This is a genomic window from Kibdelosporangium banguiense (genome assembly GCF_017876405.1).
GTDB classification, from domain to species: Bacteria; Actinomycetota; Actinomycetes; order Mycobacteriales; family Pseudonocardiaceae; genus Kibdelosporangium; species Kibdelosporangium banguiense.
The window spans coordinates 8690143-8709782 of record NZ_JAGINW010000001.1 but is presented as its reverse complement, the minus strand read 5'-3'; the positions used below and the strand labels follow the sequence as shown (position 1 = coordinate 8709782).

23 protein-coding genes are annotated in these 19640 nt (G+C 68.5%); 10 read left to right on the top strand and 13 right to left on the bottom strand.

Annotation, left to right across the window (positions count from 1 at the left end; translation table 11 throughout):
- Positions 1–27 precede the first annotated feature (27 nt).
- Positions 28–1326: a glycoside hydrolase family 18 protein gene (locus tag JOF56_RS39600; RefSeq protein ID WP_209644535.1), complete on the top strand. Its 1299-nt coding sequence runs from the start codon at positions 28–30 to the stop codon at positions 1324–1326.
- 46 nt (positions 1327–1372) lie between these two features.
- Here the strand turns inward: JOF56_RS39600 and JOF56_RS39595 are convergent, their stop codons facing one another.
- Complete coding sequence (locus JOF56_RS39595) at positions 1373–2479, bottom strand: FAD-dependent monooxygenase (protein ID WP_209644534.1); 1107 nt, start codon at positions 2477–2479, stop codon at positions 1373–1375.
- A gap of 142 nt (positions 2480–2621) precedes the next feature.
- On the opposite strand from JOF56_RS39595, the gene JOF56_RS39590 reads away from it, so the two are divergent.
- Positions 2622–3530, top strand: a complete 909-nt coding sequence (locus JOF56_RS39590; RefSeq protein ID WP_307855461.1) for a TetR/AcrR family transcriptional regulator C-terminal domain-containing protein — start codon at positions 2622–2624, stop codon at positions 3528–3530.
- A 35-nt stretch (positions 3531–3565) separates the two neighbouring features.
- Positions 3566–4138, top strand: a complete 573-nt coding sequence (locus tag JOF56_RS39585; RefSeq protein ID WP_209644532.1) for a PadR family transcriptional regulator — start codon at positions 3566–3568, stop codon at positions 4136–4138.
- On the opposite strand, the gene JOF56_RS39580 is transcribed toward JOF56_RS39585, so the two are convergent.
- Positions 4100–4972, bottom strand: a complete 873-nt coding sequence (locus JOF56_RS39580) for a PhzF family phenazine biosynthesis protein (RefSeq protein ID WP_209644531.1) — start codon at positions 4970–4972, stop codon at positions 4100–4102. The genes JOF56_RS39585 and JOF56_RS39580 overlap by 39 nt on opposite strands.
- A gap of 42 nt (positions 4973–5014) precedes the next feature.
- On the bottom strand, positions 5015–6412 hold the full coding sequence (gene pdxR, locus JOF56_RS39575) for a MocR-like pyridoxine biosynthesis transcription factor PdxR (RefSeq protein ID WP_209644530.1): 1398 nt from the start codon (positions 6410–6412) through the stop codon (positions 5015–5017).
- 66 nt (positions 6413–6478) lie between these two features.
- On the opposite strand from pdxR, the gene JOF56_RS39570 reads away from it, so the two are divergent.
- Positions 6479–7678 (top strand): MFS transporter, encoded by a 1200-nt coding sequence (locus JOF56_RS39570; protein ID WP_209644529.1) that lies wholly within the window; start codon positions 6479–6481, stop codon positions 7676–7678.
- 58 nt (positions 7679–7736) lie between these two features.
- A complete protein-coding gene (locus tag JOF56_RS60355) occupies positions 7737–8291 on the top strand; it encodes a TetR/AcrR family transcriptional regulator C-terminal domain-containing protein (protein ID WP_209644528.1) in 555 nt (184 codons plus the stop codon).
- Here JOF56_RS60355 and JOF56_RS39560 read toward each other — a convergent pair.
- The gene (locus tag JOF56_RS39560) at positions 8251–9219 is read right to left on the bottom strand and encodes an Lrp/AsnC family transcriptional regulator (RefSeq protein ID WP_209644527.1); all 969 of its coding nucleotides are present in this window, start codon (positions 9217–9219) and stop codon (positions 8251–8253) included. The two genes, JOF56_RS60355 and JOF56_RS39560, sit on opposite strands and share 41 nt — an antisense overlap.
- Positions 9220–9324: 105 nt before the next feature.
- On the opposite strand from JOF56_RS39560, the gene JOF56_RS39555 reads away from it, so the two are divergent.
- The 3 genes from JOF56_RS39555 (at position 9325) to JOF56_RS39545 (ending at position 13022) form a co-directional block, all read left to right on the top strand.
- Complete coding sequence (locus JOF56_RS39555; protein ID WP_209644526.1) at positions 9325–10506, top strand: MFS transporter; 1182 nt, start codon at positions 9325–9327, stop codon at positions 10504–10506.
- A gap of 10 nt (positions 10507–10516) precedes the next feature.
- Entirely contained in the window at positions 10517–11647 is a 1131-nt protein-coding gene (locus JOF56_RS39550; RefSeq protein WP_209644525.1) for an epoxide hydrolase family protein, read from the top strand.
- An 82-nt stretch (positions 11648–11729) separates the two neighbouring features.
- On the top strand, positions 11730–13022 hold the full coding sequence (locus JOF56_RS39545; protein WP_372448296.1) for an RNA polymerase sigma factor: 1293 nt from the start codon (positions 11730–11732) through the stop codon (positions 13020–13022).
- 61 nt (positions 13023–13083) lie between these two features.
- Here the strand turns inward: JOF56_RS39545 and JOF56_RS39540 are convergent, their stop codons facing one another.
- Positions 13084–13620: a DUF3558 family protein gene (locus JOF56_RS39540; RefSeq protein WP_209644524.1), complete on the bottom strand. Its 537-nt coding sequence runs from the start codon at positions 13618–13620 to the stop codon at positions 13084–13086.
- 56 nt (positions 13621–13676) lie between these two features.
- Between JOF56_RS39540 and JOF56_RS39535 the strand changes: the two genes are divergently transcribed.
- On the top strand, positions 13677–14306 hold the full coding sequence (locus JOF56_RS39535; RefSeq protein ID WP_209644523.1) for a CatB-related O-acetyltransferase: 630 nt from the start codon (positions 13677–13679) through the stop codon (positions 14304–14306).
- On the opposite strand, the gene JOF56_RS39530 is transcribed toward JOF56_RS39535, so the two are convergent.
- From JOF56_RS39530 to JOF56_RS39495, 8 genes are all read right to left on the bottom strand, one after another.
- Positions 14303–14734, bottom strand: coding sequence for a nucleoside deaminase (locus JOF56_RS39530; RefSeq protein WP_209644522.1), 432 nt, complete (start codon positions 14732–14734; stop codon positions 14303–14305). The genes JOF56_RS39535 and JOF56_RS39530 overlap by 4 nt on opposite strands.
- A gap of 154 nt (positions 14735–14888) precedes the next feature.
- Positions 14889–15707, bottom strand: coding sequence for an LLM class flavin-dependent oxidoreductase (locus JOF56_RS39525; RefSeq protein WP_209644521.1), 819 nt, complete (start codon positions 15705–15707; stop codon positions 14889–14891).
- A 9-nt stretch (positions 15708–15716) separates the two neighbouring features.
- Positions 15717–16535 carry a pentapeptide repeat-containing protein gene (locus JOF56_RS39520; RefSeq protein ID WP_209644520.1) on the bottom strand — a complete coding sequence of 273 codons (819 nt, stop codon included), beginning with the start codon at positions 16533–16535 and terminating at the stop codon, positions 15717–15719.
- A 42-nt stretch (positions 16536–16577) separates the two neighbouring features.
- On the bottom strand, positions 16578–17021 hold the full coding sequence (locus JOF56_RS39515; protein WP_209644519.1) for a VOC family protein: 444 nt from the start codon (positions 17019–17021) through the stop codon (positions 16578–16580).
- A gap of 17 nt (positions 17022–17038) precedes the next feature.
- Positions 17039–17671: a dihydrofolate reductase family protein gene (locus tag JOF56_RS39510; protein WP_209644518.1), complete on the bottom strand. Its 633-nt coding sequence runs from the start codon at positions 17669–17671 to the stop codon at positions 17039–17041.
- Positions 17668–18144 (bottom strand): SRPBCC domain-containing protein, encoded by a 477-nt coding sequence (locus JOF56_RS39505; RefSeq protein ID WP_209644517.1) that lies wholly within the window; start codon positions 18142–18144, stop codon positions 17668–17670. The genes JOF56_RS39510 and JOF56_RS39505 overlap by 4 nt, the downstream gene beginning before the upstream one ends.
- Complete coding sequence (locus JOF56_RS39500; RefSeq protein ID WP_209644516.1) at positions 18141–18479, bottom strand: ArsR/SmtB family transcription factor; 339 nt, start codon at positions 18477–18479, stop codon at positions 18141–18143. The genes JOF56_RS39505 and JOF56_RS39500 overlap by 4 nt, the downstream gene beginning before the upstream one ends.
- A gap of 47 nt (positions 18480–18526) precedes the next feature.
- Positions 18527–19039 (bottom strand): GNAT family N-acetyltransferase, encoded by a 513-nt coding sequence (locus JOF56_RS39495; RefSeq protein ID WP_209644515.1) that lies wholly within the window; start codon positions 19037–19039, stop codon positions 18527–18529.
- 40 nt (positions 19040–19079) lie between these two features.
- On the opposite strand from JOF56_RS39495, the gene JOF56_RS39490 reads away from it, so the two are divergent.
- The gene (locus JOF56_RS39490) at positions 19080–19640 is read left to right on the top strand and encodes a helix-turn-helix domain-containing protein (protein WP_209644514.1); all 561 of its coding nucleotides are present in this window, start codon (positions 19080–19082) and stop codon (positions 19638–19640) included.

The following is a 19640-nucleotide window of genomic DNA, read 5'->3' as shown; positions in this document are numbered from 1 at the left end:
GTCGCCGCTGCGAGCGCGAGGAGAACCATGGTCAACAGGAGATGGGGCGCCCAGGTGGTCCTGGCTGCGGCCTTGTCGATCGGGCTCGGGGCCGTGACCGCTCCGGCCGAGGCCCATTCGTACCACGACGGCGCCCGCACCGTCGGGTACTACACGCAGTGGAGCATCTACGCCCGCAACTTCCCGGTCCGGAGCCTGGTCGACAACGGCACCGCGGCGAAACTGACCCACCTGAACTACGCGTTCGGCTTCCTGGACGAGCAGGGCAAGTGCGTCAGCGCCGACCCGTGGGCCGACTACCAGCGCCCGGTCCCCGCCGAGCAGTCCGTCAACGGCAAGGCCGACGAGGCCGGACAGCCGTTGTCGGGCAACCTCAACCAGCTCAGGCAACTCAAAGCCAAGTTCCCCCAACTGCGCATCTACATGTCGGTCGGCGGCTGGACCGGGTCGAAATACTTCTCCAACGCCGCACTGACCCCCGAATCACGCGCGGCACACGTGAAGTCCTGCATCGACCTCTGGCTGAAGGGCAACCTGCCGGGCGCGCCCGCGGGCGCGGCGGCCGGGGTGTTCGACGGCATCGACCTGGACTGGGAATGGCCGGGCAGCGAAGGCAACCCCGGCAATGTCATCCGGCCGCAGGACAAGCAGAACTTCACCAGGCTGCTGTTGGAATACCGCCTGCAGATGCTGCGGCTGGGCTGGCAGAACCGCAGAACCTACGACCTGACCGCGTTCCTGCCGGCCAACCCGGCGATGATGGACCGCGGCTTCGAGATGGCCAAGGTGTACAGCCTGCTGACCTTCGCCACGGTCCAGGGCTACGACTACCACGGCTCGTGGGACCCGCTGACCAACCAGCAGTCGGCGATCCGCAACTCCGACGCCGACCCGACCTCGCCGAAGTTCTCCAGCCAGGTCGTGGTCGACGCGATGCTGCAACGCGGCGCCCAGCGCGACAAGATCGTGCTCGGCGTGCCCTTCTTCGGCCGCGGCTGGACAGGCGTGACCAACCAGAACCACGGGCTGTTCCAGCCGGCCACCGGTCCCGCACCGGCCACCTACGAGGCCGGCAGCGAGGACTACAAGGTCCTCAAGAACCTGGTGGGCACCGGGACCTACAAGGTGTACCGCGACGAGAAGGCCGGGCACGCCTGGCTGTTCGACGGCACCACCTTCTGGACCTACGACGACCCGACCGAGATCAAGCGCAAGGCCCGCTTCATCACCGACCGCCGCCTCGGCGGGGCCATGATCTGGTCGCTGGACGGCGACACCGCCAACGGTGAGCTGATCACCGCACTGCAGCGTGGCCTGCGGCGCTGAATGGACCCCCTTGTGGGTGGCCCACCCCTGGCCACCCACAAGGGACTCAGTACACCGGCAGGGTGATGCCGTTGGAGATGCGCCGCATGGTCTCCGGGTCGATCCGGCGTTCCTCCGACCGGGACGCGGCCAGCGCCACATCCTGATTGGCCGCCACGAACCCGCGCATCTTCTGCTCATAGGCCGCGAACCCGCCGCCGTAAGCCATTTCGCCCGCCAGCACGTACGCGCCGACCAGCGCCATCGTCGTGCCCTGGCCCGACAACGGCGACCCGCAGTACGCCGCGTCACCGACCAGCGACACCCGGCCTGAGGACCAGGTGGGCATCCGGATCTGGCCCATCGCGTCGAAGTAGAAGTCCGGCGCCCGCATCATCTCCGCCAGCAGCCGCGGCACCTGCCAGCCCGCGCCGGCGAACCGGTCGGCGACCAGCTTGCGCTGCTGGTCCAGGTCGCGGTGATCGAAATCCAGCAGCGGCGACTCGAATCCCAGGAACGCGCGGACCTCGTCGTTGGTACGCGTGGTGTACACCCCGGCCAGCCCGCCCTCGGTCTGGTGGAAGGTCTGCCAGCGGTCCAGGCCCAGGAAGTTCGGCACGGTGAACACCGCGAGATAGGTGTCCAGATGCGTGAGGTACTGCGACTCCGGGCCGAACACCAGCGAGCGCACCGTGGAATGCAGCCCGTCGGCGCCGATGACGTAGTCGAACCGGCGCCCGGCGCCGCGCTCGAAGGCCACCGTCACGCCCTCGTCGTCCTGCGTCAGACCGGCGATGGAATCGCCGAACAGGTGCTCGACGTCGTCGCGGGTCGCGTCATAGAGGACCTCCGACAGATCGGACTTGAGGATCTCGATGTCCTCGTTGTCCACCACCCCTCCGGTGAGCGTCTCCTCGGTGCTGCGCATCAGCTCCGCGCCATCGGCGTCCACAAAGGACATCCCGGTGGTGTGGGTGCGCAGGTCGCCGATCGCGTCGAGCAGGCCCATCCGGTCGACCACGGTCAGTCCGACTCCGCGGACGTCGATCGCCTGCCCGCCGGGCCGTATCCCGGGCGCCCGCTCGACGATCGTCGGGGTCATCCCGTGCCGCCGTAGCCAGTACGCCAGCGCCGGCCCGGCCACACTCGCACCCGAAATCAGCACGTTCGACATCTACTCGTTCCCCTCGTGCGTACGCTGTATTGAACTGTCCTAGCGACCGTACAACATGCCCTTTTAACTGCGCAAACATGACTCGACCTGTCCTATGACAGGTGCGGTATGCTGAGCGCTGTGTACTAGTACAGGAGGTGTGGTGGAGCCGCCGTATGCCCGGATCGTCACCGAAATCCGCAGACGCATCGACGCCGGCGAACTGAAGCCGGGCGAGCGGGTGCCCTCGACGCGGCAGATCTGCCAGGAGTGGGGCGTCGCGCTCGCAACGGCCACCAAGGCGCTGACCGCGCTGAGCCAGTCAGGCGACGTGACCGCGGTGCCCCGGGTCGGCACGATCGTGGCCGAGCGCGCCGACCGGCCACGAGAAGCGCCCGACCAGCGGTTGACGGCCGCCGAGATCATCCGCGCGGCGATCGACATCGCCGACGCCGAAGGGCTTCCCGCAGTGTCGATGCGCGGTGTCGCGGCCAGGCTGAAGGTCGGGCCGATGTCGCTCTACCGGTACGTGCACAACAAGGACGACCTGATCCTGATGATGATCGACACCGCCTGGGGCGAGACGGCCCTGCCCGCCGCGCCGCCCGATGGATGGCGGGCCCGGTTCGAGACCGCCGCGCGTCTACAGTGGACACTGCATCGCCGGCATCCCTGGCTGGCCCGCGCGATGCCCCTGAGCAGGCCACTGCTGCTGGGCAACATGCTGGCCCACGCCGAGTGGATGTTCCAGGCGATGGCCAGGCTCGGGCTGTCGGCGGAAACCATGATGGACGTGCACATCACGATGTACAGCTACGTGCAGGGCCTCGCGGTGAACCTGGACGCCGAAGCCGAGGCGCAGGCCGACACCGGCCAGACCCAGGAAGAATGGACCGACGGCCGGGCCGCGCTGTTTCAGGAAGTCGTCGCCTCCGGAGCCTTCCCGGCCTTCACCGACGTAATGGCCCGGCTGGAGGGCGCGGGCTACGACTTCAGCTACGACGCCCTCTTCGAGTTCGGCCTGCGACACCTGCTCGACGGCCTGGCGGCCGGAGTCCTGCGAGATGCCTGACTGCCGTCCTGGATGGCTGACTAGGCTGACGGGCCATGTCGGCGACACGGTTGCTGGTGCTTGGGGTGGTGCGCGGATACGGCCGCGCCCATGGGTATCTGATCGGCAGTGAGCTGCTTGCCTGGGGTGCCGACCGGTGGGCCAACGTCAAATGGGGCTCGATCTACCACGCGCTCAGACAGCTGACCAAGGCCGGTTCACTCATCGAGGACAACCTCGCCACCCGCACGGAGTACGAGATCACCGCGCACGGTGAGCAGGAGTTCCAACGGCTGCTGCGCAACGCGATCCGCCAGCCCGAGCACCGCCCCGACATGCTCGGCGCCGGCCTGGCCCTGTTGCCCGCGTTGTCCCGGCAGGACGCGATCAGTCTGCTGGGGCAACGCCTTGCCGCGCTGGAATCCGAACGCGACGACGCCGGGGTTCAGTTGCGGAAATCCCGCGGCCCGGAACACATCGGTGAGCTGTACACGCTGTGGGAGCAGTCCGCGCAGTCCGGCGCGGACTGGACCCGGGGGCTGCGGTCGCGGCTGGAAGCCGGCAAGTACGTGATGGCCGGGGAACCCGGTTCACCCGGCGAGCCCGGCAGTTGGCCCGCCACCGACTGACCCGTACTGTCCATTCAGGACCACAGCTGGAGCCCGCAGGACACCGTCGAACGTGGTGACCGCACTGCCGTTCAGCAGCACACGATCACCGCGCATCGCCACACGCACGACACCCCTGCGCTTGGACGCCTGCAGGCCGACGAGAGTGTCCTTGCCCAGCCGCCTGGCCCAGTACGGCGCCAACGCCGTGTGCGCGCTGCCGGTCACCGGATCCTCCGGAATACCGTCGGCCGGGGCGAAAAACCGGGAAACGAAGTCGTGGCCGTCGGCCTGCGCGGTGATGATCACACCGCGGATGTCGTCGTCGCGCTCGATCCTCGCGATCGCCGTCATGTCCGGCACGACACCGCGCACCGCGTGCTCGTCACGCAGGACCACCAGCAGATCCCGCAACGCACCCGTGCGATAGACCTCCACAGGTTCCGCGCCGATCGCCTCGGCGAGCCCCGCGGGCGGAGGTGCCTGAACCGGGGGAGAGGCGGGGAAGTCGAGGGTGATGCCGCCGTCGGCGAAGCTGTGGGCGATCAGGATTCCGCGGCGCGTGCTGAACCGGACCGTGGCAGGCGTGCCGCGGTCTTCGTGCAACGCGTGCGCCGCGGCCAGCGTGGCATGCCCGCAGAGGTCCTCTTCGATCTCAGGTGTGAACCACCGCAAGGCGTAGTCCGCGTCCTGGCTGTCGAGCGGAAGGACGAACGCGGTGTCCGACAGGTTGGTCTCGGTCGCGACCCTCCTCATCCACTCGTCGTCCGGCCAGGTGCCCTCCAGCAGGCACACACCCGCCGGGTTCCCGCGAAACGGCTGATCGGTGAAAGCGTCGATGATCCGGAACCGCATGATCCGACGCTAGAGCCCGCGCGGCCGCCCACCCAGGGCCAATTACGCCGAATTGGCTCGGGACAACCGCCGCAGGCCCTCGGCGATCCGGTCGAGCGGGATCCCGCCGTACCCGATCACCAGGCCATGCTGTGGCCGCGTGCCACAGAAATCAGCCAGCGCCTGCACGCCCACGCCCTCCGCCCGGGCCCGTGCGACCACCTCGGCGACGTCGCTCTCGGCTCGTGCGCACAGATGCAGCCCGGCCGCGGACGGCACCAGTTTCAGCCATCCGAAGTCGCGCTCGAGTGTGCTGGTGATCAGCTCATGCCGGGCTGCGTACTGCCGGGTCGCCTTGCGGATGTGCCGGGCGAGCAGGCCCTCGTCGATGAACTGCGCCAGCGCGCCCTGCGTCACCACGTCGCCGTGCCAGTCCGCCAGCTGCCTGGCCGTCACCAGCGCCGGACGCAGCGACACCGGCGCCACCAGGAACCCGACTCGCAGCATCGGCAGCATGGTCTTGGAGAACGACCCGACATACACCACGCGTCCCGCCCGGTCGATGCTCTGCAGCGGCTGCAAAGGACGATCGGAGAACCGGTACTCGCTGTCGTAGTCGTCCTCGACCACCACCGCGTCATGCCGCTGCGCCCACGCCAGCAACGCCGTCCGGCGCGCCAGCGACATCGGCGTGCCCAACGGGAACTGGTGCGACGGCGTCGTGTACACCAGCCGGGCATCCGCAGGCAGTGCACCGACATCCAGGCCCTCACTGTCGACCGGGACACCCACCACCCGCGCACCCAGCGACTGGAACAACCGCCGAGCCGGCGGATAACCAGGCTCCTCGATCGCCACGCAGTCACCCGGATCCACCAGCACCCGGCCGACCAGGCCCAGAGCCTGCTGAGCGCCCTGGGTGATCAGCACGTCGTCGGCGCCCGCCTGTACCGACCGCGACACCCCGACATAGCGCGCGATCGCCGCCCGCAAACCCGCGTGCCCCGCCGGATCGGCGTACCGGGCGTCCAGGACCACCCGGCCACGCAGCTCCCGCGCGACCAGCCGGCGCCACGTCTCCAGCGGGAACAACGCCCCGTCCGGCACACCCAGCTGGAAGTTGTACGGCACCGCCGAGTCCAAGGCCGGCGGCGGGATCGACTCCCACAACCGCCTCGGCCGGGCCGCACCGTGCACCGCCCGCCGGGAAGCCCGCTTGACCGCCTGGTCACTCACGAACGTGCCCGCGCCCACCCTGCCGACCAGGAAACCCTCCGCGGTCAGCCGCTCATAGGCATCGGTCACCGTCGTACGCGACACCTCGAGCCGCTGCGCGAGCTCCCGGGTCGGCGGCAGCCTTTCCCCTGGCCGCAGCCGTCCGTCGACGATCGCCTCCAGCAGCCCGCGGTAGATCCGCGCGGACAGGTCACCACGACCTGCCAGGCTGACGTGAAAGTCCATTGGTCCATTCAGTTTGGCAAGAATTGGCTCTAACAGCCGACCAATCTACCTCCTAGTTTCTGATCCATGCGCAGACTCGCGGCAGCCCAGCTGACCAACTCCATCGGCGACGGTGCGTTCTACGTGACCTCGGCCCTCTACTTCACCCGGGTGGTCGGACTGTCCGCGACCCAGGTCGGGCTCGGCCTGACGATCGGCTGGGCGGTCGGATTCCTGACCGGCGTGCCACTCGGCCACCTCGCCGACCGGCGCGGCCCGCGCACCACCGCGATCATGCTCGCCGTCGCCACCGCAGCGGCGATCAGCCTGTTGCTGTTCGTCCGCTCGTTCGCTCCTTTCGTCGCCGCCATCTGCCTCTACACCAGCGCCCAATGCGGCCTGACCGCCGCACGCCAGGCCCTGCTGGCGGGCCTGGTCTCCCCGCAACTGCGCACCAAGAGCCGCGCGATCATCCAGGCCGCGGTCAACGGCGGCATCGCCGTCGGCGCGGGTCTGGGCGGGCTCGCCCTCTACTTCGACACCGCAAGCGCCTACCTGGCGATCTTCGCCATGGACGCCGCGACCTTCCTGGTCTGTGCACTCATCCTGCGACCACTGCCCGAGGTCCCGCCCGCACCCGGCACCGGACCGAAACTGGCAGTGCTGCGTGACCGGCCGTACGCCCTGCTGTCGCTGCTCAACACGATCATGCTGCTGCACGTCCCGCTGATCACCCTGGCCACGCCACTGTGGATCGTGCAGCACACCGACGCGCCACGCTGGATGGTCTCCGCGATCCTGTTGGTCAACACCGTGTCCGTGGTGCTGTTCCAGGTCCGCGTCGCCCGCCGCGTCACCTCGCTGCGTACCGCGACACGCTCCATGCGCCGCGCCGGCCTGATGCTGCTGGTCTCCTGCGCCGCGTTCGCCCTGTCCGCGCTGGGCACCTCGGCCTGGGTCTGCGCCGCCATCCTGCTCGCCGCCGCCCTGATCCAGGCCTACGGCGAGATGATGCAGTCAGCCGGCGCCTGGGAGATCAGCTTCGCGCTCGCCCCGCCCGACAAGCACGGCCAATACCAAGGCCTGTTCGGCAACGGCCTCGCCGTGGCCCGCGTAATCGCCCCACTGCTGCTGACCACCCTGATCGTGGCCTGGGGAATCCCCGGCTGGCTGGTGCTCGGCGGCATCTTCCTGATCACCGGCGCGGTAATCGGCCCGGCCGTGCGCTGGGCGGAACGCACCCGGCAGGCCAGCGCCGAACCCTCGCTCGCACCATGCCCCGCATAGTCACTTCCCCCGTCTCTATCGGCGATAGGGCAACTCTACCACTGATAGAGTCCGGTGTGTGGCGCGACTCGACATCCAGCGAATCACCGATGTGGCCGTGGAACTTCTCGACGAGGTGGGCCTGGCCGAGCTGAGCACCCGGCGGCTGGCGGCCAGGCTGGGCGTGCAGTCGCCCACGCTCTACTGGCACGTGAAGAACAAGGCCGAACTGCTCGACCTGGTGGCCGAGGCGATCTGCGCCGGTCCGGCCACCATCGATCCGGCCCTGACCTGGCGCGAGCAGCTGACCATCAGCCTCCGGCGGTTCCGTGATCTCCTGCTGTCGCACCGGGACGCCGCGGCGCTGCTGCGTGAACGGCCACCCATCGGCCCGCGCAGGCTCGGGCACCTCGAGGCCACGCTCCGGATCCTGCGCCACGCCGGATTCGCCGAAGCCGAAGCGGCAGGCATCGCGCGACTGCTCACCGCGCACGTCCTGGACTCCACACAGGACCCGCAGGCCCCAGATCAATTCGACGCCGATCAATTCAGCCTCGGCCTGGAGATCATCCTCGACGGGCTTGAGCTGCGCCTCACACGGGCAGCACCGTCCCGGCCCGCTTCACCGTCCTGATCACCGGGGCGGTCTCCATCGCCCAGGTCGCGTCCAACGCGGACACCCGCTCGGTCAGAAACCGGTACAGATCGCCGGTGTCACGGCAGTTGACCGCCGCGGTGAGGTTGGTCGCGCCCGTGGTGACCGCCGCGAATGACACTTCCGGGTGATTCGCGAGAGTCTCGGCGGTGCCGACCAGCCGCGACGGCTGCACGCTCATCCAGAGCCGGGCCTCGGCGTGGAAACCCAGCGCCGCGGGCGGAATGTCGAGCATGTAGGACAGGACTCCGCTGCGCCGCAAGTGATCCATCCGCCGTTTGACCGTCGAGTCCGACCAGTCGGTCACCGACGCCAGCTCCGCGTACCCCGTCCGGCCATCGAGTGACAACGCCCCCAGCAACGCCTTGTCGCCGGCGTCCAACGTGATCGGTGTGTCGTCCACGGCCGGTGGTTCCGGCCGCAGCGCGTCGACCTGGTCCGCGTTGAGCCAATGCAGGCCTGACCACATGGTTGGCAACGCGGTCGCACGCAGGATGGAATGCGCCGACACGGACGTCACACGCCTGGTGCGCGGCAGTTTCGACAACAGCAGCGCGTCCCGGTCGCCGACACTGCGAGCCTGCGTGTTGCAGGAGATCTCGGTGCCGCCGGACAGCAAGTACACCCACGAGGTGTCCGGTCGGTCCGCCAACGCCGCGGCCACCGCGGTCGCGGCGTCCGGCGTGCACTGCAGGCGCAGCGTCCACGCCGTATAGCCGAGGCGAGCGCCATTGATCGCGCCCACGACCCGCATGACCCCCGCGGAACGAAGCCGCTGGTAGCGCCGCGCGACCGTGTTCTCCGAGACGCCGATGACGCTCGCGATGGTCCTCAGCGGAGCCCGGCCGTCGATCTGCAGCGCGTGCACGAGGCCTCGGTCGACGTCGTCCAATATGACGGTATCCACCAGTCAAGCCTAACTGGTGACAGTTTCCTGCACAGAGGGCGGCTGATGGCATGGCGATCGACGTGACGGCCTGAACCTTGGGGCCTCGTCCACGTAAGGAGAACCATGCGGAAGTGGATTCCACTCGTCGCGATCTGCCTGGGATCGCTGCTGTTCCTGATCGACACCACCGCGGTGACCGTCGCGCTACCGGACATCGGGCGCTCGTTCGCGGCGCCGCTGAGCGGGCTGCAGTGGGTCCTCACCGTGTACACGCTCGTGCTTGCCGTGCTGATGCTGCCCGCAGGGTCCATTGCGGACCGATACGGCCATCGCAAGGTGTATCTCGCAGGGCTCGGGGTGTTCCTGGCCGCGTCGTTCGTCTGCGGTGTGGCACCAGGGATCGAGGTGTTGATCGCGGCCCGGGGTGTGCAGGCGGTCGGCGGGGCGGCGATGGCTGTGACCACGTTCGCCCTGATCGGCAGCTGCTATTCCGGTCGTGACCGCGGTGTCGCGATGGGTATCTGGGGCGCGGTCAACGGGCTTGCCGCGGCTGCCGGGCCGATGCTGGGCGGCGTGCTCACCCAGTTCTGGAGCTGGCGCGCGATCTTCCTGATCAACCTGCCGCTGGTGGTGCTCACCGTCGTGGCGACGCTGCGCATCCGGTCCGCGGATGGCAACCGCGACAAGAAGTTCGACCTGTTCGGGCTCATCGGGCTGTTCCGCGGGTCCTCGTTCAACGCGATCATGGTGTGCACCGGGGTGTCGGCCAGCGTGTTCGCCTGCCTGGTCTACAGCTCGGTATGGCTGCAGTCCACGCTGGGGCTCGGCCCTGTCCGGGCCGGTCTCGCGCTGGTTCCCTTGGCACTGAGCATCTTCGTGACCTCCACGCTGGCCGGGCGGCTGCTGCACGACGTCACGCCCCGGATCATGATCAGCGCGGGATTGCTCCTGGCCGGTGCCGGGTGCGCCCTGCAGGCCGGTCTGGATGAGAGTTCCACGACGGTGTCGATCCTGGCCGGGCTCGTCGTGACAGGCGTGGGCGTCGGGCTGGTGATGCCGTCGATGGGTGGCGCGTTGCTGGGATCTGTTGCGCCGGAACGGTTCGGCATCGCCGTCGGCGCCATGACCACCTGCCGTCAGCTCGGCCAGAGCGTCGGCGTGGCCGTGCTGGGGCTCGTGTACGAGTCAGGCGTAAGCCCTGCCGACGGCCTCAACCTGGTCTACCTGACCGCCGCCGTGGCCGGGTTCGTATCTTCTGTCCTGGGTTTCCTGCTGATCAGGAAAACTGTCGGTGCAGGCGTCTAGCGTCACCACCATGAGCAGTGACATCGACCCCTTCCGCAGCGAAGTCCCGCAGGCCGACCTCGACGACCTGCGGGACCGGCTGGCCAGGACCCGCTGGCCGGACGAGTTGCCCGGCGCGGGCTGGGACTACGGCGTGCCGCTGGAGTACCTGCGGGAGCTCGCGGCCCACTGGCAGACCGGGTACTCGTGGCGTGAACACGAGGCCCGGCTCAACGAGTTGCCGCAGTTCACCACGGTCATCGACGGCCAGAAGATCTACTTCCTGCACGTGCGGTCGCCGGAGCCGGACGCCTTACCGCTGCTGCTCACCCACGGCTGGCCCGGCTCGGTGCTGGAGTTCCTCGGCACGATCGGGCCGTTGACCGACCCACGCTCCCACGGCGGCGACCCCGCCCACGCGTTTGACCTGGTCATCCCCGCGATCCCGGGTTTCGGGTTCTCCGGCCCGACGACCTCGGCCGGCTGGGAGATCCACCGCGTCGCCGCTGCCTGGGTACAGCTCATGGACCGGCTGGGGTACTCGCGATACGGCGCGCAGGGCGGTGACTGGGGATCGATCATCTCCCGCGCGGTCGGCGCGCTCGCGCCGGATCGCGTTGTCGGCGTGCACGTCAACTTCCTGCCCACCGTGCCGAGGGAGCCTGTCGAACTGTCGCCCGAGGACGAGGCCCGGGTGGAGAGGATGCGCAAGTACCTGGCCGCCCCGGCCGGATACATGCGCCAGCAAGCCACCCGGCCGCAGACACTGTCCTACGCACTGACCGATTCCCCCGTCGGCCAGCTGGCCTGGATCGCGGAGAAGTTCACCGAATGGACCGACCCCACCAGCACCATCGACCCCGAATGGCTGCTGACCAACATCTCGCTCTACTGGCTGACCGGCACCGCGGGCTCCTCGGCCCGCATGTACTACGAATCCCAGGCCACCCGCGCCAAACCCATCGCCTGCGCAGTCCCGCTCGGGGTCGCGGTGTTCCCGCACGAACTCGTCCTGCCGGCCCGCGCACTGGCCGAACAGCAACACCCCATCGCCCACTGGACCGAGTTCGACCGCGGCGGCCACTTCCCCGCACTGGAGGTGCCCGATCTGCTCGTCCCGGACGTCCAGGAGTTCTTCGCCAAGCGCAGGGAGCCGGCCTGACGCGGTCGCCGGGCTGGACTGGATCGGCGCTGTGAGGTGAAAGGCCCCAGAGTGTCGGTGCCTGGTGGTTAGATGCGGGATCGTGACAGGCGTGCCAACGGTTACCGAGACCCATCAGGCGATCGACGCGGTCTGGCGGATCGAGTCGGCCCGGGTGATCGCCGGGCTGGCGCGCATCGTGCGGGACGTCGGCCGGGCGGAGGAACTGGCGCAGGACGCCCTGGTCGCCGCGTTGGAGCAGTGGCCGGAGCAAGGCGTGCCGCAGAATCCGGGCGCCTGGCTGATGACCACCGCCAAACGCCGGGCCATCGACCATGTCCGCCGTGAGCAGGTGCTGGCGCGCAAGGTGCAGGAGCTCGGGCACGAGATCGAGACCGGCGGAGCCAGTCCCGAGCCGGACATCGACGCCGCGCTGGACGACGACATCGGCGACGACGTGCTGCGCCTGGTGTTCACCGCGTGCCACCCGGTGCTGTCCACCGAGGCCCGGGTCGCGCTGACGCTGCGGATGCTGGGTGGCCTGTCCACCAAGGAGATCGCCCGCGCGTTCCTGGTGGGCGAGTCGACCATCCAGCAACGCATCGTGCGCGCCAAGCGGACCCTGGCCGACGCCAAGGTCCCCTTCGAGGTCCCGGCCGCGAACGAACGGGCCGGCCGGCTGGCCTCGGTCCTCGAAGTGATCTACCTGATCTTCAACGAGGGCTACTCGGCCACCGCGGGCGACGACTGGATGCGCCCGACGCTGTGCGCGGAGGCGATGCGGCTGGGCCGTGTCCTGGCCGGCCTGACGCCCAAGGACGCCGAGGTCCACGGCCTGGTGGCGCTGCTGGAGATCCAGGCCTCACGCGCCAAGGCCCGGACCGACGCCCAGGGCGAGCCGATCCTGCTGCTGGAGCAGAACCGCGCACGCTGGGACCACATGCTCATCCGCCGCGGACTGGCCGCGCTGCAACGAGCCGAGGAACTCAGCGACACCCGCGGGCCGTACACCCTGCAGGCCGCGCTCGCCGCGTGTCACGCCCGGGCGAAAACCGCTGAGGAGACCGACTGGGCGCGCATCGCCGCGTTGTACGCCGAGCTGGCGGACCTGATGCCGTCGCCGATCGTGGAGCTCAACCGGGCGGTCGCGTTGTCGATGGCGTTCGGCCCGGAAGTCGGCCTGCAACTGGCGGACATGCTGGTCGACGAACCCAGCCTGAAGTCGTATCACCTGCTGCCCACGGTGCGCGGTGACCTGCTGGCCAAACTCGGCCGGTTCGAGGAGGCCCGCACGCAGTTCGAACGGGCCGCGTCGCTGACGGCCAACGCACGCGAGCGGACATTGCTGCTGGAACGGGCCGAATCCTGTGCCCGGGGTGAGGCGCCGGCCCGTTGAAACCCTCAACCAGACGTTGAGACTCGCACCCTCAAGTACACCTTGAGACTAGCCTCTGACCTCACCATTTGAGGTTGGTGACCACCTTTTGCAACACCGGCACCGACCGGTCGCACTCATAGGTCTTCGGTGCCGGATCAAGTGCACCGGCCTGCGCGGACTGGCTGCTGAACTGCAGCCACGGGGTGCCGTTGCCGACATACACCAGGCAGTACAGGCCGTCGTCGGCCAGGACCGAGCCCTTCTTGGCGCCGATGTCGAGGGTTCGTCGCGCGCTGGTGACGTCCGGGAACTCCGGGGTGTTGAGGTTGAGGCTGAGGTAGGCGTCGCCGCCCGGGGCCTCCCAGCGGCAGCCGCGGCCGACGTTGGGCAGGTCGTCGACCGTGGCTTTCACGGCCGTGCCGACGTGCGCGCTGGCCTCGGCGTCGGTCAGCAGCGTGCACGGATCTGTGGCCACGTGGACTTGGGATGACGGCGGTGGCGGCGGCGCGGATGTAGGAGCGGGCTCTGAGCCGCCGCAACCGGCCAGTGTCAGGACGGCCGCGGACGCGGTCACGATTCGTGTGATCACCAGGAGTCCTTGCAGGGTGGTGTTCATGACACGGAACGTAGTGGCAAGAGACATCATGGTGCCGGGCTGAAAACATGGTCAACATGCCCGCCGATCCCACAGTCCTGCACCCCATGCCCGGCCAGCCCCGGGTGGTGCAACTCAAGCCGCTGCTGACCTCGCCGTTGATCGAGGTCGGGGAGTACTCCTACTACGACGACCCGCACGACGCCACGGGCTTCGAGACCAACAACGTCCTCTACCACTACGGCCCGGACAAGCTGATCATCGGCAGGTTCTGCGCGTTCGCCGCAGGCACGCGGTTCATCATGAACGGCGCCAACCACCGGATGGACGGCCCGTCGACCTACCCCTTCCCGATCATGGGCGGCGACTGGGCCCAGCACATGGACCTGCTGACCGGCCTGCCCGTGCGGGGCGACACCATTGTCGGCAACGACGTCTGGCTGGGCATGAACGTCACGGTCATGCCGGGCATGAAGATCGGGCACGGCGCCATCGCCGCCGCCGGATCGGTGATCACCAGCGACATCCCGGACTACGCCATCGCGGGCGGCAACCCGGCCAAAGTCATCCGCACCCGTTATCCCCAGCCCGACATCGACCGCCTGGTCGCCCTGGCCTGGTGGGACTGGCCCGCCGAACACATCGACGCGCACGTGTGCACCATCATGTCCGGCACCGTGGACGAACTCGAAGCCGCGAAACCCTAGCTGTAAAAGCCGTCGATCGGGACGCGTGCCTCGTCGAACAGCGCGGGACCGTCCTGCTGCACGGTGGGCCAGCCGCCGCCTGGGTTGAGCTGCAGCAATTGGTCGGTGGCCAGTGCGAACACCACGCGGCCCAGGCCGGAGCGCTGGATCGCGCCGGTGCACATGCCGCAGGGTTGGCAGCTGGTGTACATCGTGGTTTTGGCGGCGGTGTCCCCGTCGAGGTTGCTCGCCGCCCATTTGGCCATCTTCAGTTCCGGATGGGCGCTGATGTCGTTGTCGCTGGTCACGGTGTTGTGGGCCTCGGCGAGAACGGAGCCGTCCGGGCCGACGAGCAACGAGCCGTACGGTGCGTCGCCGGTTGCGCGGGCGTGCGCGGCCAACGCGATGGCGCGGCGCAGGTGTGTCTCGTCGTCGGGTGTGACTGTCATGCAGTTCCGCCTCCCCGGATTTCAATGTTTGGTCGCGTTGGGTTGGCACGGTTCAGTTCGGTGCGTACCGGTGGCTGGCTTGCGTCACGTTCCCCTGAGGTGCAGCTGGGAAGCACTAGACCTGATTTCGATCGTGAGGTTGACACAAGGGGTGTCATGCGGATTCCCTCCAGTTCGCGGCTACCGTCGCCAGGGCTTGCCAGGCCACGTGCGGACGTGTTGTCTCGTCAGGGTCTCCACCGAACGTGTCCAGCAGGACCGTGTGCGCGCCCAGCTGACGTAGCTGCGACAGGTCGTCGACGATCTGCTCGATCGTGCCCACGCCTGCGGTGCGGTCCGGATCGGTGACGGGCTCCGACGTCAGGCGCAGCGTGATGCGGGGTGCGAACAAGGGCACGGTCTGCTCCTGGAGCACAGAGCGCAGCCACGGCAGCGTGACCCGCAACGGATGCCACGCATCGCCGAGCTGGATCGCGCGCCGCAACGCGGCATCGCTGTTGCCGCCGACCCAGATGGGGATCCGTCCCTTGCCGTAATCCGCCTCGTTCTCCCACGCGGCACGCATCGCCTGGATGTACTCGTCGGTGATCTTGCCGCGACGCTCGAAGGGGACACCGAGCGCCTCGAACTCCTGACGCGCCCAGCCCACGCCGACGCCGAGGATCAGCCGGCCACCGCTGAGCTGGTTGAGGTTCGCGGCCATCCGCGCGGTGAGGAGGGGATGGCGGTACGGCACGATCAGCACGGTCGTGCCGAGCAGGACACGGCTGGTGATCCCGGCCAGCCACGACAACGTCGTGAACGGCTCGTAGAACGGCGCCGGATACTGCGCGGCCACATCCGGCGTCACCGCCACGTGGTCGGACATCATCAGCAAGTCGTAGCCAAGACCTTCCACCGTCTGCGCCCAGTCACGCAGCACCGCGGGGTCCGTACCAGGCCCGAAATTCGGGACGTTCACGCCAATCTGCACGGCGACACGCTATCGCCTGCGCTTGCCGGCAGGTGCCTGTTCCCAATGGCCGGGCCGCTCCAGCGCGGCAGGGACCTTCGTAGCCCGGTCGCCCCGGGCGGCGTTGAGCTGAGCCTGGGTGAGGAAGAAGCTGCCGGTCAGATCGGCACCCGAAAGATCGGCGTCCCGCATGTCCGCGCCGATCAGGTCGGCTGTCCGCAGATCCGCGCCACGCAGATCGGCCCCGATCAAGTACGCCCCGCGCAGGCTGGCCGCACGCAGATCGGCGTTGCGGAGCCTCGCGCCGATGAGGTCCGCGCCGCGCCGGTCCTTGCCACCGCGCCCGCGCACGAGCTCGCTCGTCTCCAGCAGCAACGCGTTGACCTTCTGCCGGTGTGCGGGAACATCCAGCTCGATCAGCACTTCCGCGTCGGCGTACGTGAGCTTCTCGGTCTCCTCGAGCACACCGCGCAGCCGCTCGTGCAGCGTGCTCGCGGCCGGCAGCGTCAACGCCTCGGTCAGGTACCAGAGCAGTTCGTGCAGCTGACGCATCACCGGGAAGACCTGGAACATCTGCTTGGCGGTGCCGGGGGAGCCGCGCCACGAGTTGCCCTCGAAGGTCACCTGGGAGACCTTCTGGCCCGCGCCGAAGCAGTCGAACACCGTGCACCCCGGGAAGCCCTGCTGCCGCAGCGTGCTGTGGATGCCACAGCGATAGTCCTGCCGCAGGTTGGGACAGGGCTTCCCGGGGTCCTTGGTGATCGCGAAGTCCGCCGACGCCGCGAACGGCAGCGCCACACAGCACAGCCCGAAACAGTTCTGACAGTCGGCTCGCAGGCCTTCGGGCATCGCGCTGATGCTGTTCTCCTCTGGTGGCGGACTACGGCAAGGCTAGTCCCACTGGGTCTGCGGCTCGCCGGGACGGTGCACGCCGAAGCTCCACTCGTAACCCTCAAGGTCGATCACGCGACCCCGGTAGTTACCCCACGGCGTCTCTTCCGGGACGTACACGCTGGTCGCGCCGTTGCCGACGGCCTGCTCGTGGAGGGTGTCCACCTCGGCCTTGCCGGGCAGGGTCAGATACATGCCCAGCCCGGTGGTGTCGCCCTTGCGCGGGGCGCGTTCATAGCCGTCGACATCGCTGAATATGATGATCACCGCGTCGCCGAGGCGCATCTCGGCATGCGCGATCCCGCCCTGCTCATCGGGGAAGCTCATGGTGGTCTCGAACCCGAAGGACTTGGCCAGCCATTCCATCGCGGCGAGGGCGTCGCGATAGCCGAAGTAGGGGTGCACGCTGATCTGGTTGGTCATGCGGCACAGCTTTTCGGTCATTGCGGTCAGTTCCTGACCTAAGTGGAGACGAATGCGGTGACGCCCTCGTATTCGGCCACCGGGGCGGCGCCGGAAGGTTCGTACTCGAGCAGCAGCATGCCGCTTGCCGTCACTTCGTGGCCGACGAGCCGCAAGCCCATGGATTCGTTCGGATGGTCCAGCAGCCGCCGTCCGGTTCCGATCATGGTCGGCGCGACGACGAGCCGGAGCGTGTCGACGAGGCCCGCGGCCAACAGGGCGTTGCCGAGTCTTGCGCTTCCGTGGATCTGGAGTTCCCGTCCCGGCTGGGTCTTGAGTTGCCCCACGGTCTGGATCGGGTCGCCGCGCAGCAGGGTCACCGGGTGCCAGTTTCCTTTGGTGAGGGTGCTGGTCACCACGTACTTCGGCAGTGCGTTCATCCGCTCGGTGAACGGGTCGTCCGGGTCGGTGATCCGCGGCCAGTCCCGGGCGAACGCCTCGTAGGTGCGCCGCCCGAGCAGCAGGCCGTCCGCGAGATCCAGCCACTCGGAAGTACGCCGGACGAAGAGTTCGTCCAGGTACGGCACGAGCCAACCGCCCCGGGTGAAGCCGTCGCTGGTGTCCTCGGCCGGTGAGCCGGGGCCCTGGCTGACCCCGTCGAGGGTGACGAACTCGGTGAGGGCGATCTTCATCGTGCGGCCTGGTTTTCGGCGAGGCCGGCGAGTTGCTTGGTGACCGTGCCCCAGCCGTCGATGAAGCCGAGTTTCTCGTGGCGGGCGCGGGAGGCCGGATCGCCGTGCCGGACAAGGACCCGGTAGTCCGTGCCATCGGGATGATCGGCCAGCGTGATCTCCGCGGTCATGCCGACCGGCTCGGGTTGCGCGGGGCGCCAGGCGCTGTCGATCGCGTTGGTGAACACGATCCGCTCAAGTTCGTCCACGACAAGGAAGCTCGCGTTGACGTGCGGGACGAACTCCACCCCGTCGTCGCTCATGTGTGTCACGAGCGCACCGCCGGGCCGTGTCTCCAGGCGGTCGACACGGCACACGGTCGGAGCCGGGAGCCACCACTGGGCAAAGCGCGCGGGATCGGTCCACGCCTGCCAGACCACAGCGCGGGGCGCGCGGATGATCCGCTCCAGGGTCAGGTCGAGATCGGGGTTCACGGTTGCTGCTCCTCGGGGTCGGTGACGAGGCGTTCGAGCCGGTCGGTGCGCTCTTCCCAGATCAGGCGCTGCTCGGCGAGCCAGTCCTCAAGCAGGGCCAGCCGGTCGCGGTTTAGCACGCAGGTGCGTACGCGGCCGGACTTGACCGTGCGGATCAGGCCGTTCGCTTCAAGCGTCCGCACATGCTTCATGAACGAGGGAAGAGTCATCGGGAACTCGCGGGCCAGATCGCCCACGCTCGTCGGGCCGCGGCCAAGACGCCGGATGACGCCACGCCGGGTCGGGTCGGCGAGCGCGACGAACACCCCGTCGATCTCAGCCGAATACTGTGCCATGCGGCTAAGTATGGCCGGTCGAGACACTTAGCTCAAGGGCAAAGTATTCAGCTCGGTGGGTCGTCGCCCGCGACGAGCTCTCGCTGAACCCAGGCCACGTCGCGCCACGCGCCGTTCTTCCAGCCGATCCGCCGATACGTGCCGACCGGTTCGAACCCCATCGCGCGGTGCAGACCCTCGCTCGCGTCGTTCGGCAACGTCATGCCTGCGGCAGCCATGCGGTACCCACGCTCAGTCAGACGCTCGAACAACACCTCGTACAGTGCGCGCCCGCCACCCTTGCGCCGTACACCTAGCTCCAAGTAGACGCTGACCTCACATGACCACCTGTAGGCCTCACGCGCCTTGAACGGACCGCCGTAGGCGTACCCGATGACACGGCCGTTGTCGTCCTCCAGCGCCAGCCACGCGTGTGTGCTCAGCGCGCTGGCTATGCGCTGCGCCATTTCCGCCACTGTCGGCGGTTCGTACTCGAACGTGATCGCGGTGTCCGTGACGTATGGCGCGTAGATCGCCGCGCACGCCTCAGCGTCGAGTTCCGACGCGTCCCTCACCTTCATGAAAACTATAGTAGCCACAACTGGCGCTATAGTGACAAGCATGACCGACGCGCTGTCCGACTCCCTGGCCACGACCCTGCGTGAGGCCCGCGCCGCCCGGGACATGTCGGTCAACGCCCTGGCCGAACGCTCCGGCGTCTCCCGCGCGATGATCACCAAGATCGAACGCGGCGACGCCCAGCCCACCGCCGCCCTGCTCGGACGCCTGTCCGCCGCCCTCGGCATGACCCTGTCCGAACTGGTCGCCCGCGCCGAAGGCACCAGTCAGCGCCTGGTCCGCGCGGCCGAGCAACCGACCTGGACCGACCCCGAGACCGGCTACGTCAGGCGCGCGATCTCCCCGCCCGCCGGCGGCCCGCTCGAACTGGTCGAGGTCGAACTCCCACCCGGCGCCGTGGTCTCCTACCTGGCCGACTCCTACACCTTCAAACACCAGCAGCTCTGGATCCTGGCCGGCCACCTACGCTTCCGCGAAGGCGACACCGACCACGAGCTCGACGCCGGCGACTGCCTCCAACTCGGGCCACCCACCCCATGCTCGTTCATCAACCCCACCGACACGCCATGCCGCTACCTCGTCGCCCTGGCCAAACGCCAATGA

Excerpts from the sequence above, each read along its gene's own strand:
- JOF56_RS39600 (WP_209644535.1), top strand. The coding sequence starts at position 28 with ATGGTCAACAGGAGATGGGGCGCCCAGGTGGTCCTGGCTGCGGCCTTG.
- JOF56_RS39595 (WP_209644534.1), bottom strand. The coding sequence starts at position 2,479 with ATGTCGAACGTGCTGATTTCGGGTGCGAGTGTGGCCGGGCCGGCGCTG.
- JOF56_RS39585 (WP_209644532.1), top strand. The coding sequence starts at position 3,566 with ATGTCGGCGACACGGTTGCTGGTGCTTGGGGTGGTGCGCGGATACGGC.
- JOF56_RS39580 (WP_209644531.1), bottom strand. The coding sequence starts at position 4,972 with ATGCGGTTCCGGATCATCGACGCTTTCACCGATCAGCCGTTTCGCGGG.
- pdxR (WP_209644530.1), bottom strand. The coding sequence starts at position 6,412 with ATGGACTTTCACGTCAGCCTGGCAGGTCGTGGTGACCTGTCCGCGCGG.
- JOF56_RS39570 (WP_209644529.1), top strand. The coding sequence starts at position 6,479 with ATGCGCAGACTCGCGGCAGCCCAGCTGACCAACTCCATCGGCGACGGT.
- JOF56_RS39555 (WP_209644526.1), top strand. The coding sequence starts at position 9,325 with ATGCGGAAGTGGATTCCACTCGTCGCGATCTGCCTGGGATCGCTGCTG.
- JOF56_RS39550 (WP_209644525.1), top strand. The coding sequence starts at position 10,517 with ATGAGCAGTGACATCGACCCCTTCCGCAGCGAAGTCCCGCAGGCCGAC.
- JOF56_RS39540 (WP_209644524.1), bottom strand. The coding sequence starts at position 13,620 with ATGAACACCACCCTGCAAGGACTCCTGGTGATCACACGAATCGTGACC.
- JOF56_RS39535 (WP_209644523.1), top strand. The coding sequence starts at position 13,677 with ATGCCCGCCGATCCCACAGTCCTGCACCCCATGCCCGGCCAGCCCCGG.
- JOF56_RS39530 (WP_209644522.1), bottom strand. The coding sequence starts at position 14,734 with ATGACAGTCACACCCGACGACGAGACACACCTGCGCCGCGCCATCGCG.
- JOF56_RS39520 (WP_209644520.1), bottom strand. The coding sequence starts at position 16,535 with ATGCCCGAAGGCCTGCGAGCCGACTGTCAGAACTGTTTCGGGCTGTGC.
- JOF56_RS39515 (WP_209644519.1), bottom strand. The coding sequence starts at position 17,021 with ATGACCGAAAAGCTGTGCCGCATGACCAACCAGATCAGCGTGCACCCC.
- JOF56_RS39510 (WP_209644518.1), bottom strand. The coding sequence starts at position 17,671 with ATGAAGATCGCCCTCACCGAGTTCGTCACCCTCGACGGGGTCAGCCAG.
- JOF56_RS39500 (WP_209644516.1), bottom strand. The coding sequence starts at position 18,479 with ATGGCACAGTATTCGGCTGAGATCGACGGGGTGTTCGTCGCGCTCGCC.
- JOF56_RS39495 (WP_209644515.1), bottom strand. The coding sequence starts at position 19,039 with ATGAAGGTGAGGGACGCGTCGGAACTCGACGCTGAGGCGTGCGCGGCG.
- JOF56_RS39490 (WP_209644514.1), top strand. The coding sequence starts at position 19,080 with ATGACCGACGCGCTGTCCGACTCCCTGGCCACGACCCTGCGTGAGGCC.